This is a genomic window from Bradyrhizobium sp. ISRA442 (genome assembly GCF_038085055.1).
Taxonomy (GTDB): Bacteria; Pseudomonadota; Alphaproteobacteria; order Rhizobiales; family Xanthobacteraceae; genus Bradyrhizobium.
On record NZ_JALGCN010000030.1, the window covers coordinates 38688 to 52310 of the forward strand.

A 13623-nucleotide genomic window follows, 5' to 3' on the forward strand; every position below is an offset into this window, starting at 1 on the left:
CACGGCGCGCCAAGAGCGCGCCTTTGCCCACCCTACAACTGCAGCGCTGGAGCAGGCGTGAGGTACGAATGGCGAGTGGTGAATCCCTATTCGCTATTCGCGATTCCCTACTCGCTTCTGCCTACATCGGCCGATACGTCCGCACGTCCGCCGGCACATTCACGCCGAGCTTGATCTGACCGACGGACTGGATGATGTCGTCGCCGAGGAGCTGGGCGAAGCAGGCATAGCCCCAGTCGTTCATGTGCAGGCCGTCGGCGATGACGAAGCTCTCCACCGGGATCGCCTGCTTCTCGTGCCACTCGCGCATCACCTCGAAGCGCGGAAAGATGCCGACGTGACGGAGCTCGGCGACCTTACCGAGTAGCTTCACCATCTTGCCGGCGCTCTCGGCGCGCCGATTGACCTGTGGCGAATATTGCGGGTCGACCAGCACGATGTCGGCGCCGCCGGCGGCCTGGATGCGGCCGATGCCGTCCTCGACGAGCTTCGCCGTCTCGCCGGGATCGAGATTGCGCAGCACGGCGTTGGTGCCGACCTGCCAGATCACGAGATCCGGATGCCGGTCGATCACCTCCGTCTGAAGGCGCTTCATCATCTCGGGCGCGTCCTCGCCGCCGACGCCGGCGTTGATGACGCTGATGTCGGCGGTTGGATAGTGCCGGCGAAGCTGGGCTGCGAGGCGGTTCGGGTAGTTGAACTCCGGCGAGCTCGCGCCGAAGCCTGCGGTCGACGACGATCCGAACGCAACGATGACGACGGGCTTGCCCTCGACCAGCTTGTTCGCGACATGCGGCAGCGAGCCCATCGTCTTCGCGCCGCCCTTCGGCGGCAGGCAGGGCACGCGGTTGAAGATGTCGCCCGCGGACTTTGCCGCCTGCTTCACCTTGTCAATGGCGCGCGCGGTGATGCCGCGCTGCTCGGCAGGCGGCTGCGTGGTCGCGGCCGCCGTGGTCTGGGACTGTGATGCGGGAGCAGGATTATTGGCCGTCTGCTGCGGCGCGGGCGTTGCCTGCGCGGCCTGCGCCTGCGCCGGCGAGAGCGAGGCAGATGTCAGCAGCAGCGCCGCCGTGGACGCGGCGAGCCATGCCGACAGGCAAAAAGGGCGGAGAGAACTCATTAACTCTAGACCTCAATTTTGCTGCTGGACCGGCCCAAGATGGGCGGCGTCGATCAGGAATTGCGCCAGCGCCCGGCCGAGGCAGTCGTGGACCTGCTTTGCCAGTTCGGGGCCACGCGATGGGCTGAATAGGTCAAACTGACCCTGATCATTCCATTGCCGCATGATCGCGAAACGGTCGAACAGCGGGACGTCGTGCTCCTGGGCCACCACGCGCATATTGTCGAGATAGGGCGGCACCGAGATCATGGTTTCGGTTCGCGGGCTGTACTGCAAATTCATCAAGACGACGTCAGCCCCTGCATTTTGCAACGCAGCAACCCCTTCGGTGACTGCGCCACGAAAATCGTCGGGATCGATGGATCGGATAGCATCCACGGTCCCGGTCTGCCAGATGACCAAAGTAGGCTTTTTCTCTTCCATCAGCTTAACGAAGGTGGAGGCGGCCTCCTCGGCGGTCTTCTTGCTCTGTATTTCTACGGAGACGTGCACTGCCTCCGACGGCGGCAGCATCTCCTTCAGGATCGCCTCCATGCGCGCGGGATAGGAGCTGTTTTCCGAGGACGGAATGGTGGTCGAACGGCTGCCGATGACCAGGATCTCGAGCGGCTTGCCGGCCTTGACGGTATCGGCGACCTTGTGGAGCTGGCTATCGGTCGTGAGCAGGTAGGACGGCAGCTCGCAGGATGGGGGTACGGCCGGAGCGGGCGGCGCAGCATCCTCCGCGCGCGCCGACGGCGCGGCGAGGCCACCGCATAGCAGGATCAGGCTCAGGAGAACCTTCGCCTTCATCAGCCCCCTCCCGCCATATCGGCGTTGCCGACGGCGTTTTTGCTTTTCGTACCGCTCTTGTCAGCCACGCGCTTGTACCACGAAATCACCCAGGCCACGCCCCACATGATCAGGATTCCGCAGAGACTAATCAGCGCATGCATGGCCGGGCCGCCGGAGACTTCGGCCAGGATGAAGTGGCCGGCGAAGGCCAGGAACACGCCGAGACAGAATATCTCCAGCGAATGCTGGCCGCACAGGATCAGTGGCCGCAGCCAGGGCGATTTCAGCCCCGGCCAGTCCCGCGGCAGGAAGCGCACCGTGAGCGCGGCGAGCGCCAGGAAATGCGTGAAGCGCAGCACGTCGAGATCGGTCTTGTCGATCGGGTACATCCACTGCTCGATCCGCTTCGGCATGAAGTGGGAGAGCTGCGGCACGTACCAGGTCAGCGTCACGTAGAACGCCGCGGCCAGATAGGCGATCGCGATCCACGTCGTGACAGGCGATGCCAGGATCCGCGACATGCGCCGCGCACCTCCGAGCGCGCACCAGGCCCCGAATACGAAAAGCAATTGCCAGGCCAGAGGATTGAACGCCCAGAAGCCGTTCGGATAGGCCGAGAAATACAGATCAAATTCCCAGGTGACGACGTAGAGAACGACCGAGAGGCCGAGCGTGACGTCGGGCTTCCACTTCATCGACCAGAGGATCACCGGCAGCGCCAACATCAAGACGATGTAGAGCGGCAGCACGTCCATGTTGACGGGACGGAAACGCAAAAGCAGCGCCTGCACGATGGTGACGTCGGGCTGCTTGAGGAAATCCATGATGCCCATCTCTTCCGTGTAGAGCGGGTTCTCGAAGCTCGTCGCGACATAGGAAATTTCCGCGAGGAAGATCGTGAACAGGAAGACGTGGGCGACATAGATCTGCCAGACCCGGCGCAGGATGCGCGCGGTGGCGATAACGAAGCCGGAATCCAGCATCGCGCGGCCATAGACGAAAGCGGCGGTGTAGCCGGAGATGAAGATGAAGATCTCGGTGGCGTCGCTGAAGCCGTAGTTGCGGATCGTGAACCAGGTCAAGAGGTTCGGCGGCAGATGGTCGATGAAGATCAGCCACAGCGCGAGCCCGCGGAATAGATCGAGCCGAAGCTCGCGTTCGCCGATCGCAGGCAGCGTGATGGCCGGCGCGGCTGCGCGCGACTTGGCGTTGGCGGTTCCCGCGATCGGCGATCCCGTCACTTGGTCGGCAATGGTCATCGGGGCCAAGAACCCTTTGCAAATCGCGACGTTGGAGGAGTGTACTGGTCCGCCGTCGCCTAGCAAAGCGACCGGATCACAATCGAAGTGTACTTCCCTGTCAATTCGGGCGGGACGATGTCGCGAAAAGCGACGCGGGCGTTTGGTTCCCGGGCGGGATTTCGGTATGATGGCAGCTATGTACCGCGCCGTGACCCGCCAGATCGAAGTGACCGTCGAGCCGAACTTTGTTCCGGAGCAGTCGTCGGCCGAACGCTCGCGCTATTTTTGGTCCTACACCATCGTCATCACCAATTCCGGCGAGGAGACCGTGCAGCTCAAGACGCGGCACTGGATCATCACGGATGCCTCCGGCCGGCAGCAGGAGGTCAAGGGCGAAGGCGTGGTCGGTGAGCAGCCGATCCTGGCCCCCGGCGAGCGCTTCGAATACACCTCAGGCGTGCCGCTCTCAACCGCGTCAGGCTTCATGACCGGCCGCTACCAGATGGTCAGCGAAAGCGGAGAGCGCTTCGAGATCGACGTGCCGACGTTCTCGCTCGACAGCCCGGACAGCAAGCGGGTGTTGAATTAACGCACGGCGCGCTGCCGTAGAGTGGGTCAGCCCCGCGGCTGCGCAAAGCGCAGTCCGCTGGCGTAACCCACCACTTCTCTCTTCGCGCGGATAGTAAAGAGGTGGGTTACACTGCGCTAACCCGCCCTACGATTCCGGCGTCAGGCGTTTTCGACGCCCGCCTCGTGTGGCGTGAATTCATACACCGACGAGCAGAACTCGCAGGTCACGACGACCCTGTCGTCCTTGACCATCGCGGCGCGATCGTCAGGCGAGAAGCTCTTCAGCATGCCGGCAACCGCATCGCGCGAACAGGAGCATTGCGCCTTGAGAGGCTCCGGATTGAATACGCGCACGCCGCGCTCGTGGAACAGGCGGAAGAGCAGGCGCTCGCCGGACAGCTCGGGATCGATGAGCTCGACGTCCTCGACCGTTTCGATCAGCGAGCGCGCCTCGACCCAGGCGTCGTCCTCGGCGATACTGTGCGCCTCCGTGCCTTCCGGAGCGTCACCGGGATGCAGATCCGCCTGCCGCGCGCGCTCCGGCGCCTTCGGCAGGAACTGCATCAGCATGCCGCCGGCGCGCCAGCGATGCTTGCCGCCGTCGCTCGAGCGCCACTCCTCGCCGACCGCGAGGCGAACGCGGGTCGGGATCTGCTCGGAGCGCAGGAAATATTCATGGGCGGCATCTTCCAAACTGCCGCCGTCGAGCGCCACCAGGCCCTGGTAGCGGCTCATGTCGGGGCCCTGATCGATGGTCATGGCAAGATGGCCACGTCCAAGCAGCGCGCCGGAATCCTGCGCCGCGCCGAGACGCGAAGCATCGTAGCGGGCGTAGGCCCGCAAGCGATCCGGCGCCTTGTAGTCCACGACCAAGAATGACACCGGGCCGTCAGTCTGGGCCTGGAGGATGAAGCGGCCTTCGAATTTCAGTGCCGAGCCGAGCAGCGTCGTCAGCACGATGGCTTCGCCGAGCAGCTTGCCGACCGGCGCGGGATAGTCGTGCTTGGTCAGGACCTCGTCGAGCGCCGGACCAAGCCGCACCAGGCGACCGCGCACGTCGAGCGCGTCGACCTCGTAAGGCAGGACCGCGTCATCGATCGGAACCGCTGATGGCGCGCGAACCGGGCTTTCAGGCCCGGTCTTCATGTCAGGGGATTGGAAAACCATGGCGCTTTATCTGGGGTCGGAGGAGGTGAAATGGAAGAGGCGTGAGGAACTCCTGTTCCGCGCAGAGCAGATTGTACGAAGCAACCTCAAGTTCGGAGTCGTCCCGGCGAAGGCCAGGACCCATAACCAAACCTACTTCACCGCGTCAAAGCACCAGGCCAGGATGCCCTTCTGCGCATGCAAGCGGTTTTCGGCCTCATCGAACACGACCGATTGCGGACCATCGATCACCTCGTCGGTAACCTCTTCGCCACGATGGGCGGGCAGGCAGTGCATGAACAGCGCGTCGGGCTTGGCCAGCGACATCAGCTTGGAATTGACCTGATAGGGCTTGAGCACGTTGTGGCGGTGTTCGCCTTCCTTGTCGCCCATCGACACCCAGGTGTCGGTGACCACGCAATCGGCGCTGCGTACGGCGGCCTCGGGATCGGTGCCGAGCACGATCGGGGCACCGGTCGCCTTGATCCAGTCGCGCATCGCCTTCTTCGGCGCGAGCTCCGGAGGCGTGGCCACATTGAGCTTGAAGTTGAAGCGCTCGGCGGCATGGGCCCAGGATGCCAGCACATTGTTGTCGTCACCGGTCCAGGCCACCGTCTTGCCCTCGATCGGGCCGCGATGCTCCTCATAGGTCATGAGGTCGGCCATCACCTGGCAGGGATGCGAGCGCCGCGTCAGTCCGTTGATGACGGGCACGGTCGCATTCGCCGCCAGCTCGAGCAGCGCATCGTGATTGAGGATGCGGATCATGATTGCATCGACGTAGCGCGACAGCACGCGCGCGGTGTCGGCGATGGTCTCGCCGCGGCCGAGCTGCATCTCGGCGCCGGTCAGCATGATCGCCTCGCCGCCGAGCTGGCGCATGCCGACGTCGAACGACACGCGCGTGCGCGTCGAGGGGCGCTCGAAGATCATCGCCAGCGTCTTGCCTTCGAGCGGCTTGACCGGCTGATGCGCCTTCTGCTTCGCCTTCATGGCGGAGGATGCGGCGAGCATGCGCTTGAGCTCCGACAGCGGGAGCTCGTTGATATCCAGGAAGTGCCTTGGCATTTTATTGGGCGCCTTGCTCATCAGCTTGCCGCCCGCTTGTTGCCGGAAAGCGCGGTGCAGGCGCGCTCGAGCCGCGCGACGCTGTCCTCGATCTCGGCTTCAGTCACGATCAACGGTGGCAGGAAGCGCACGACGTTGTCGCCGGCCCCGACGGTGAGCAGCTTTTCGTCGCGTAGCGCCGCGACCAGATCGCCCGAGGGCACCACGGCCTTGATGCCGATCAGGAGCCCCTCGCCGCGAACCTCGCTGACGATGTCGGGATGACGATCGATCACGGACGCGAGCTTCTGCTTCAACAAGAGCGACATCTTCTGAACGTGATCAAAGAAGCCCGGCTTGAGCATGACGTCGAGCACCGCATTGGCGGCCGAGATTGCGAGCGGATTGCCGCCGAAGGTCGAGCCATGCGAGCCGGGCGTCATGCCCGAGGCGGCTTCCGCGGTCGCAAGGCAGGCGCCGATCGGGAATCCGCCGCCGAGCGCCTTCGCCAGCGACATCACGTCGGGCGTGACGCCGAAGCGGCGGTGCGCGAAGAGATCGCCAGCGCGGCCCATGCCGGTCTGCACCTCGTCGAACGCGAGCAACAGGCCGCGCTCGTCGCAGAGCTGGCGCAGCGACTTGAGGAATGCGGGCGTCGCCGAGCGCACGCCGCCCTCACCCTGGATCGGCTCGATCAGGATGCCGGCGGTCTGCGGACCGATCGCCTTCTTGACGGCGTCGAGGTCGCCATGCGGCACCTGGTCGAAGCCTTCCATCGGCGGCCCGAAACCTTCGAGATATTTGGCCGAGCCGGTTGCAGCCAGCGTCGCGAGCGTGCGGCCGTGGAAGGCACCCTCGAAGGTGATCATGCGATAGCGCTCGGGATGACCTTTCGACGCGTGATAGCGGCGCACGACCTTGATGACGCATTCCAGCGCTTCCGCGCCGGAATTGCAGAAGAACACGAAGTCCGCAAAGCTCTCGTTACAGAGGCGCGCCGCAAGACGCTCGCCATCCGGGCTCTGGAACAGGTTCGACATGTGCCAGAGCTTCGTCGCCTGCTCCTGCAACGCCTTGACCAGTGCGGGATGGGCATGGCCGAGCGCGTTGACCGCGACGCCGGAGGTGAAGTCGAGATAGCGCTCGCCATTCGTGGCGATCAGCCAGCAGCCTTCGCCACGCTCGAAACCGATGTCGGCTCTGGCGAAAACAGGAAGCAGATGCGGCGCGGCGCTCTTGGTCATGACTGTCACTTGGTGTTGAGGACGGCCTCAACGCGCATTGCGCAGCGCACCATTGACCGTCCCGGAAAACGAAACGTGCCGCCTTTTCAGGGCGGCACGTAGAACTATCTTATGCTTGGTAGAACGCCTGTCAATGCCGCCGGCAAGCCTCGGGAAACGCAGAATCCGTAGTCTTGCGGTGCCTACTTTGCGGGGTTTTCGTTACGGAACATGTGGAAGCGAGTCGGCGGACTCTTGCGCGTGAGTCACGCCATATTGTAGCGTTTGGGCTGTCAGATACGACATCTCGTGCAGCGGTTCTGATCCTCTAAGTTCTCATGTACCGGCGTAAACGTTCGGGCGCTCTAGTCGCGCCCGGCGAGCCTTAAAGGATTCTGGCGGCACGGGTTTTTCGAGGCTTAGGCATTCGCCGCGAGGGCCAGGGTGGCTGGCGCGCGGCGAGGGAAAGGGTGCAATGACGGTTTTGACATGGTCCGACGATCGCGTCGAGCAGTTGAAAAAGCTCTGGGAGGCTGGACTTTCGGCCAGCCAGATCGCAGCCGAGCTCGGCAATGTGACCCGCAATGCCGTGATCGGCAAGGTGCACAGGCTCGGCCTGTCCGGCCGCGCCAAGAGCCCCTCGTCGGCGGCGCCGCGGCCGCGTAAGGCGCGCCCCGCGCAGCACATGATGCGGGTGGCTCGTCCGATCTCGCGCGGCAACACCGCGCTGGCGCAGGTCTTCGAGGTCGAGGTTGAGCCCGATCCGGTCACCTATGACAACGTCGTGCCGATGAGCCAGCGGCTGTCGCTGCTCGAGCTGAACGAGGCGACCTGCCATTGGCCGGTCGGCGATCCCTCGAGCCCGGATTTCTTCTTCTGCGGCGGCAAGGCGCTCACCGGCCTGCCCTATTGCGCCCAGCACTCGCGCGTCGCCTATCAGCCGGCGGCGGATCGCCGCCGCGCTCCGGCGAAGCCGGGCACGCGCTGAGTTAGCGTTTAGTCGGTGAACTAGGTGCCGTCGTTACACGACGGCACTTCAACTAGCTCGGTGTCGTCCCGGCGAACGCCGGGATCCATAACCACCGGCCGATGTGGTTACGGGGACTCGGAGTTATCATCGTCGCGCGACAACTGCGCCCTGGGGTTATGCGTCTCGGCCTTCGCCGGGACGACGACTGAAAGTGTGGCAACAACCAGCCATCCCGCCCCAGACTTTACGTCTGCTCCGCCTTCGCGAAACGGTCATCCAGCGCATAGCCGGCGCCGCGCACGGTGCGGATCGGATCCTGCTCGCGGCCGAGATTGAGCAGCTTGCGCAGGCGGCCGATGTGCACGTCGACGGTGCGTTCGTCGATGTAGATGTCGCGGCCCCAGACGCTGTCGAGAAGCTGCTCGCGCGAGAACACGCGACCCGGATGCTCGAGGAAAAACTCCAACAGGCGATATTCGGTCGGACCGAGATCGATCGGCCGGCCCGAGCGCGCCACGCGGCGCTTTTCACGATCGAGCTCGATGTCGCCATAGGCGAGCACGGTGGCGAGCCGCTCGGGGCTTGCGCGCCGGAGCAGGCCCTTTACGCGCGCCAAGAGCTCGGGCACCGAGAACGGCTTGACGATATAGTCGTCGGCACCGGTCGCAAGACCCCGCACCCGCTCACTCTCCTCGCCGCGCGCGGTGAGCATGATGATCGGAAGCTGCTTGGTGTCGGGCCTGGTGCGCAAGCGCCGGCACAGCTCGATGCCGGACAGGCCCGGCAGCATCCAGTCGAGCACGATCAGGTCGGGGATATGTTCCTTGAGACGGGTATCGGCGTCGTCGCCGCGCATCACCGTCTCGACGTCATAGCCGTCGCCTTCGAGGTTGTAGCGGAGGAGCTCGGTCAGAGCCTCCTCGTCCTCAACCACCATAATGCGTGCGCCCATGGGGTCGTCGCTCCTTACGTATTCGGGACCGTCGTGGCGAAGGTCGTCATGTCGCCCTTCGGCCGCTTGTCGGCGATGGCCTGACCTTCGATCATGTAAAACACGGTCTCGGCGATGTTGGTGGCATGGTCGCCGATCCGCTCGATGTTCTTGGCGCAGAACATCAGATGGATGCAGAACGAGATGTTGCGCGGATCCTCCATCATATAAGTGAGGAGCTCGCGGAACAGCGAGGTGCAGATGGCGTCGACTTCCTCGTCGCCCTTCCACACCGCCATCGCCGCCGGCAGGTCATGCGCGGCATAGGCGTCAAGCACCGACTTGACCTGCTGCTGCACCAGGTCGGTCATGTGTTCCAGGCCGCGGAACAGCTTTAGCGGATGGAAGTCCGTCTCCAGCGCGGCGACGCGCTTGCCCATGTTCTTGGCAAGGTCGCCGATGCGCTCGAGGTCGGTCGCCACGCGCATCGCACCAACGATCTCGCGCAGGTCGATCGCCATCGGCTGACGGCGGGCGATGGTGAGCACGGCACGCTCCTCGATACGCTTCTGCAGCGCGTCGAGCTCGACGTCGGTGGCGACGACGCGCTGGCCGAGCGCGACGTCGCGGCGGATCAGCGCATCGACGGAATCGACGATCATGCGCTCGGCAATCCCGCCCATCTCTGCGACCAGTCGAGTGAGCTCCTGAAGGTCGGTGTCGAAGGCCTTTGCGGTGTGTTCGGAACCCATATCCTGTCTCCTCAGCCGAACCGGCCGGTGATGTAATCCTGCGTACGCCGATCGCTCGGCGACGTGAAGATCTTGCTGGTGTCGTCGAACTCGATCAGCTCGCCGAGATACATGAAGGCGGTCTTGTCGGAAACGCGCGCCGCTTGCTGCATGTTATGGGTGACGATCGCGATCGTGTAGTTCTCGGACAGCTCCTGGATCAGCTCCTCGACCTTGGCGGTCGAGATCGGGTCGAGCGCCGAGCAGGGCTCGTCGAACAGGATCACTTCGGGGCGCACCGCGACGGTGCGCGCGATGCAGAGGCGCTGCTGCTGGCCGCCGGAGAGCGAGAGGCCCGAGGCGTTGAGCTTGTCCTTGACCTCGTTCCAGAGCGCGCCGCCGCGCAGCGCCTTCTCGACGCGGTCGTCCATCTCCGACTTCGAGATCTTCTCATAGAGGCGGATGCCGAAGGCGATGTTCTCGTAGATCGTCATCGGGAACGGCGTCGGCTTCTGGAACACCATGCCGACGCGGGCCCGCAGCAGGTTGAGATCGAGCTTGGGGTCGAGAATGTTGGTCTGGTCGAGCATGAGCTGACCGGTCACACGCTGGCCCGGATAGAGATCATACATCCGATTGAAGATGCGCAGCAGGGTCGACTTGCCGCAGCCCGACGGACCGATGAACGCCGTGACGCGGTTGGTGCCGAGCGTCAGGTTGATGTTCTTCAGCGCGTGGTGTTCGCCGTAATAGAAGTTGAGGTTGCGAACCGTCACCTTGGCCGGGGCCTCCGGCAGCGGTTGCGACGCCAGGTGACCGTTGGAACTCACGGATACGGACAGGTCGGTCATTTTGCGGTCCTCTCGGCGCCAAGGATGCGCGCGCCAATGTTCAGGGCAAGCACGGTGAGCGTGATCAGCAGCGCGCCGCTCCAGGCGAGTTGCTTCCAGTAGGCGTACGGGCTCTGCACGAAGTTGTTGATGGTGACCGGCAGGTTCGCTATCGTCTTGTTCAGGCTCAGGCTGAAGAACTGGTTCGACAGCGCAGTGAACAGCAGCGGCGCAGTCTCGCCGGCGACGCGGGCGGTCGCGAGCAGCACGCCGGTGATGAGGCCGGAGCGCGCCGCGCGATAGGCGATCCGCTTGATCACCAATGAACGCGGCAGGCCCAGTGCCGAGGCCGCCTCACGCAGCGCGTTCGGCACCAGGAGCAGCATGTCCTCGGTCGTGCGTAGCACCACCGGGATCACGATCACGGCGAGCGCGAGGCTGCCGGCGATCGCCGAGAAGCCGCGCATCGGCACCACCACCGCGCCGTAGATGAACAGGCCGATGATGATCGAGGGTGCGCTGAGCAGGATGTCGTTGATGAAACGGATGACCGAGGTCAGCTTGTCATTGCGGCCGTACTCGGCGAGATAGGTGCCGGCGAACAGGCCGAGCGGCGCACCGATGCCGACGCCGAGCACGGTCATGATCAGCGAGCCGACGATGGCATTGAGCAGGCCGCCTTCGTTCGAGCCGGGCGGCGGCGTGCTTTCGGTGAAGATCTGGAGGTTCAATCCCGTCAGGCCGTTGTAGAGCAGCGTGATCAGGATCAGCGCGAGCCAGGTCACGCCAAAGGCGGCGGCGCCGATGCAGAGACCGCGGATCAGGATGTCCTTGCGGCGGCGGCGTGCATAAATCGGGTTCATGGCGTCACTTCCCCGCTTTCTTTTCGAGGCGCAGCAGCATCAGCCGCGCGGCCGCGAGCACGAAGAACGTCAGCACGAACAGCAGGAGGCCGAGCAAGATCAGGCCGGATTGATGCAGGCCGTCGCTTTCGGCGAACTCGCTGGCGATCGCCGCCGAGATCGTGGTGCCCGGCGCGAAGATCGATGAGGAGATCCGGAACGAGTTGCCGATGATGAAGGTCACCGCCATGGTCTCGCCAAGCGCACGGCCCAGCGCCAGCATGACGCCACCGATGATACCGACCCGCGTGTAGGGGATCACCACGCTGCGGACCACCTCCCAGGTGGTGCAGCCGACGCCGTAGGCAGCCTCCTTCAGCACCGGAGGCACGGTCTTGAACACGTCGACCGAGATCGAGGTGATGAAGGGCAGCACCATGATCGCCAGGATCAGCGAGGCGTTGAACAGGCTGAGATAGGACGGCGGGCCGGCGAAGATCGCGCCCAGCACGGGAACGCCGTCGAAGATTTTGATCATGAAGGGCTGGAAGGTGTTGGCCAGGAACGGGCCGAGCACGAAGAAGCCCCACATGCCGTAGATGATGGAGGGAATGCCGGCGAGCAGCTCGACCGCCATGCCGATCGGACGGCGCAGCCATTGCGGGCAGAGCTCGGTCAAAAAGATCGCAATGCCGAGACCGACGGGGATGGCGATCAGCATCGCAATGAAGGAGGTGACGAGCGTGCCGTACATCGGCCCGAGCGCGCCGAGCACGGGCGGATCGGCGGACGGCGCCCAGCGCTGCGTCCACAGAAACGACAGGCCATACTCCTTCATCGCCGGGAAAGCACCGACGATCAGCGACACAATGATGCCGCCGAGGATGAGCAGGACCGAGATCGCACTCAGCCGCGTGATCCAGTAGAAGGTGAGATCGCCGAGCTTGAAGGCGCTCAACGCCTTGGCACGATCATAGGGTCCGGCGTCATCAATCACGTCGCTCTGAACGGCCATCTCTGCCACGCCGATCCCCTGTACTGACTGTATTTGCTCTTTTGTCACCGGTCTCGCGCTCCGGATGCGTCTCATCGCGACAGCGACCCGACGCATCCGGGAACGAGGCCTTGCGGATCCCGGACCGACAGCGCGGCAGATGATGCCGCGCTGCGCCCAGGACAAGAGCGCTTAGCTCTTGATCTCGGCAGCCCAGGTCTTCTCGATCTGCTGGACGACGCTGTCCGGCATCGGGATGTAGTCGAGCTCCTCGGCCATCTTGCCGCCGTTCTTGAAGGCCCAGCGGAAGAACTTGATGGCTTCCTGCGAGGCCGCCTTGTCGGTGCCTTCCTTGTGCATGAGGATGAAGGTCGCCGCCGTGATCGGCCAGGACTTGTCGCCGGGCTGGTCGGTCAGGATGACGTAGTAGCCGGGCGCCTTGGACCAATCGGCGTTGGAGGCGGCCGCCTGGAAGGCCTCGACCGTCGGCTGCACCGTCTTGCCGGCCTTGTTGACGAGGCCGGTGTAGGTCAGCTTGTTCTGCTTGGCATAGGCGTACTCGACGTAGCCGATCGAGTTCTTGGTCTGGCTGATGTTGCCGGACACGCCCTCGTTGCCCTTGGCGCCGACGCCGACCGGCCACTCGACAGCCGTGCCCTCACCGACCTTGCTCTTCCAGTCAGCGCTGGCCTTCGAGAGATAGTTGGTGAAGTTGAAGGTCGTACCCGAACCGTCGGAGCGGCGCACCACGGTGATCGCCTCGGACGGCAGCTTCACGTTCGGATTGAGCTTCTTGATGGCAGCATCATCCCACTTGGTGATCTTGCCGAGATAGATGTTGGCGAGGGTCTCGCCATCGAACACCAGCTCGCCGGCCTTGACGCCCTCGATGTTGACGACGGGAACGATCGCACCCATCACCATCGGCCACTGGGCGAGGCCGTCCTTCTCGAGCTGCTCGGCCTTGAGCGGCGCGTCGCTGGCGCCGAACGTCACGGTCTTGGCCTGGATCTGCTTGATGCCGCCACCGGAGCCGATCGACTGGTAGTTCAGGCCGTTGCCGGTCTCCTTCTTGTAGGCGTCAGCCCACTTGGAATAGATCGGGAACGGGAACGTCGCACCGGCGCCGGTAATATCGGCGGCGAAAGCCGACGTCGATGCGGCGACCAAGCCAGCAGCGACGATAGTTTTGAGGAAATTCATG

The 13623-nt window shown here is 64.1% G+C and carries 14 protein-coding genes; 2 read left to right on the forward strand and 12 right to left on the reverse strand.

Annotated elements, in window-relative coordinates:
• Positions 1-121: 121 nt before the first annotated feature.
• Genes MTR72_RS36310 through MTR72_RS36320 form a run of 3 tightly spaced genes read right to left on the reverse strand, consistent with a single transcriptional unit; the run spans position 122 to position 3153 of the window.
• The gene (locus MTR72_RS36310) at positions 122-1120 is read right to left on the reverse strand and encodes an SGNH/GDSL hydrolase family protein (protein WP_280967085.1); all 999 of its coding nucleotides are present in this window, start codon (positions 1118-1120) and stop codon (positions 122-124) included.
• A 12-nt stretch (positions 1121-1132) separates the two neighbouring features.
• Positions 1133-1912 (reverse strand): SGNH/GDSL hydrolase family protein, encoded by a 780-nt coding sequence (locus tag MTR72_RS36315; protein WP_341512035.1) that lies wholly within the window; start codon positions 1910-1912, stop codon positions 1133-1135.
• Positions 1912-3153, reverse strand: coding sequence for an OpgC domain-containing protein (locus MTR72_RS36320; RefSeq protein WP_280967087.1), 1242 nt, complete (start codon positions 3151-3153; stop codon positions 1912-1914). Before MTR72_RS36320 ends, MTR72_RS36315 begins: the two co-directional genes overlap by 1 nt.
• 178 nt (positions 3154-3331) lie before the next feature.
• On the opposite strand from MTR72_RS36320, the gene apaG reads away from it, so the two are divergent.
• A complete protein-coding gene (gene apaG / locus MTR72_RS36325) occupies positions 3332-3724 on the forward strand; it encodes a Co2+/Mg2+ efflux protein ApaG (RefSeq protein ID WP_280971145.1) in 393 nt (130 codons plus the stop codon).
• Between the two features lie 140 nt (positions 3725-3864).
• Here apaG and MTR72_RS36330 read toward each other — a convergent pair whose 3' ends face one another.
• From MTR72_RS36330 to MTR72_RS36340, 3 genes are all read right to left on the reverse strand, one after another.
• Entirely contained in the window at positions 3865-4872 is a 1008-nt protein-coding gene (locus tag MTR72_RS36330) for an Hsp33 family molecular chaperone (protein WP_280967088.1), read from the reverse strand.
• 132 nt (positions 4873-5004) lie between these two features.
• Positions 5005-5940: an ornithine carbamoyltransferase gene (argF, locus tag MTR72_RS36335; protein WP_280967089.1), complete on the reverse strand. Its 936-nt coding sequence runs from the start codon at positions 5938-5940 to the stop codon at positions 5005-5007.
• Positions 5940-7142: an aspartate aminotransferase family protein gene (locus tag MTR72_RS36340; RefSeq protein ID WP_280967090.1), complete on the reverse strand. Its 1203-nt coding sequence runs from the start codon at positions 7140-7142 to the stop codon at positions 5940-5942. The genes argF and MTR72_RS36340 overlap by 1 nt, the downstream gene beginning before the upstream one ends.
• A 454-nt stretch (positions 7143-7596) precedes the next feature.
• Between MTR72_RS36340 and MTR72_RS36345 the strand changes: the two genes are divergently transcribed.
• Positions 7597-8109 (forward strand): GcrA family cell cycle regulator, encoded by a 513-nt coding sequence (locus MTR72_RS36345; RefSeq protein ID WP_280967091.1) that lies wholly within the window; start codon positions 7597-7599, stop codon positions 8107-8109.
• A 226-nt stretch (positions 8110-8335) separates the two neighbouring features.
• On the opposite strand, the gene phoB is transcribed toward MTR72_RS36345, so the two are convergent.
• The 6 genes from phoB to pstS all read right to left on the reverse strand — a co-directional run bounded on the left by phoB (position 8336) and on the right by pstS (position 13622).
• Positions 8336-9043, reverse strand: a complete 708-nt coding sequence (phoB, locus tag MTR72_RS36350) for a phosphate regulon transcriptional regulator PhoB (protein WP_212432749.1) — start codon at positions 9041-9043, stop codon at positions 8336-8338.
• 14 nt (positions 9044-9057) lie between these two features.
• Positions 9058-9774, reverse strand: a complete 717-nt coding sequence (phoU, locus tag MTR72_RS36355; RefSeq protein ID WP_280967092.1) for a phosphate signaling complex protein PhoU — start codon at positions 9772-9774, stop codon at positions 9058-9060.
• Between the two features lie 11 nt (positions 9775-9785).
• Entirely contained in the window at positions 9786-10604 is an 819-nt protein-coding gene (pstB, locus tag MTR72_RS36360; protein WP_280967093.1) for a phosphate ABC transporter ATP-binding protein PstB, read from the reverse strand.
• A complete protein-coding gene (gene pstA, locus MTR72_RS36365; protein ID WP_280967094.1) occupies positions 10601-11446 on the reverse strand; it encodes a phosphate ABC transporter permease PstA in 846 nt (281 codons plus the stop codon). The genes pstB and pstA overlap by 4 nt, the downstream gene beginning before the upstream one ends.
• A 4-nt stretch (positions 11447-11450) precedes the next feature.
• Entirely contained in the window at positions 11451-12440 is a 990-nt protein-coding gene (pstC, locus tag MTR72_RS36370; RefSeq protein WP_280971146.1) for a phosphate ABC transporter permease subunit PstC, read from the reverse strand.
• Positions 12441-12611: 171 nt separating this feature from the next.
• Entirely contained in the window at positions 12612-13622 is a 1011-nt protein-coding gene (gene pstS, locus MTR72_RS36375) for a phosphate ABC transporter substrate-binding protein PstS (protein ID WP_280967095.1), read from the reverse strand.
• Position 13623 lies beyond the last annotated feature (1 nt).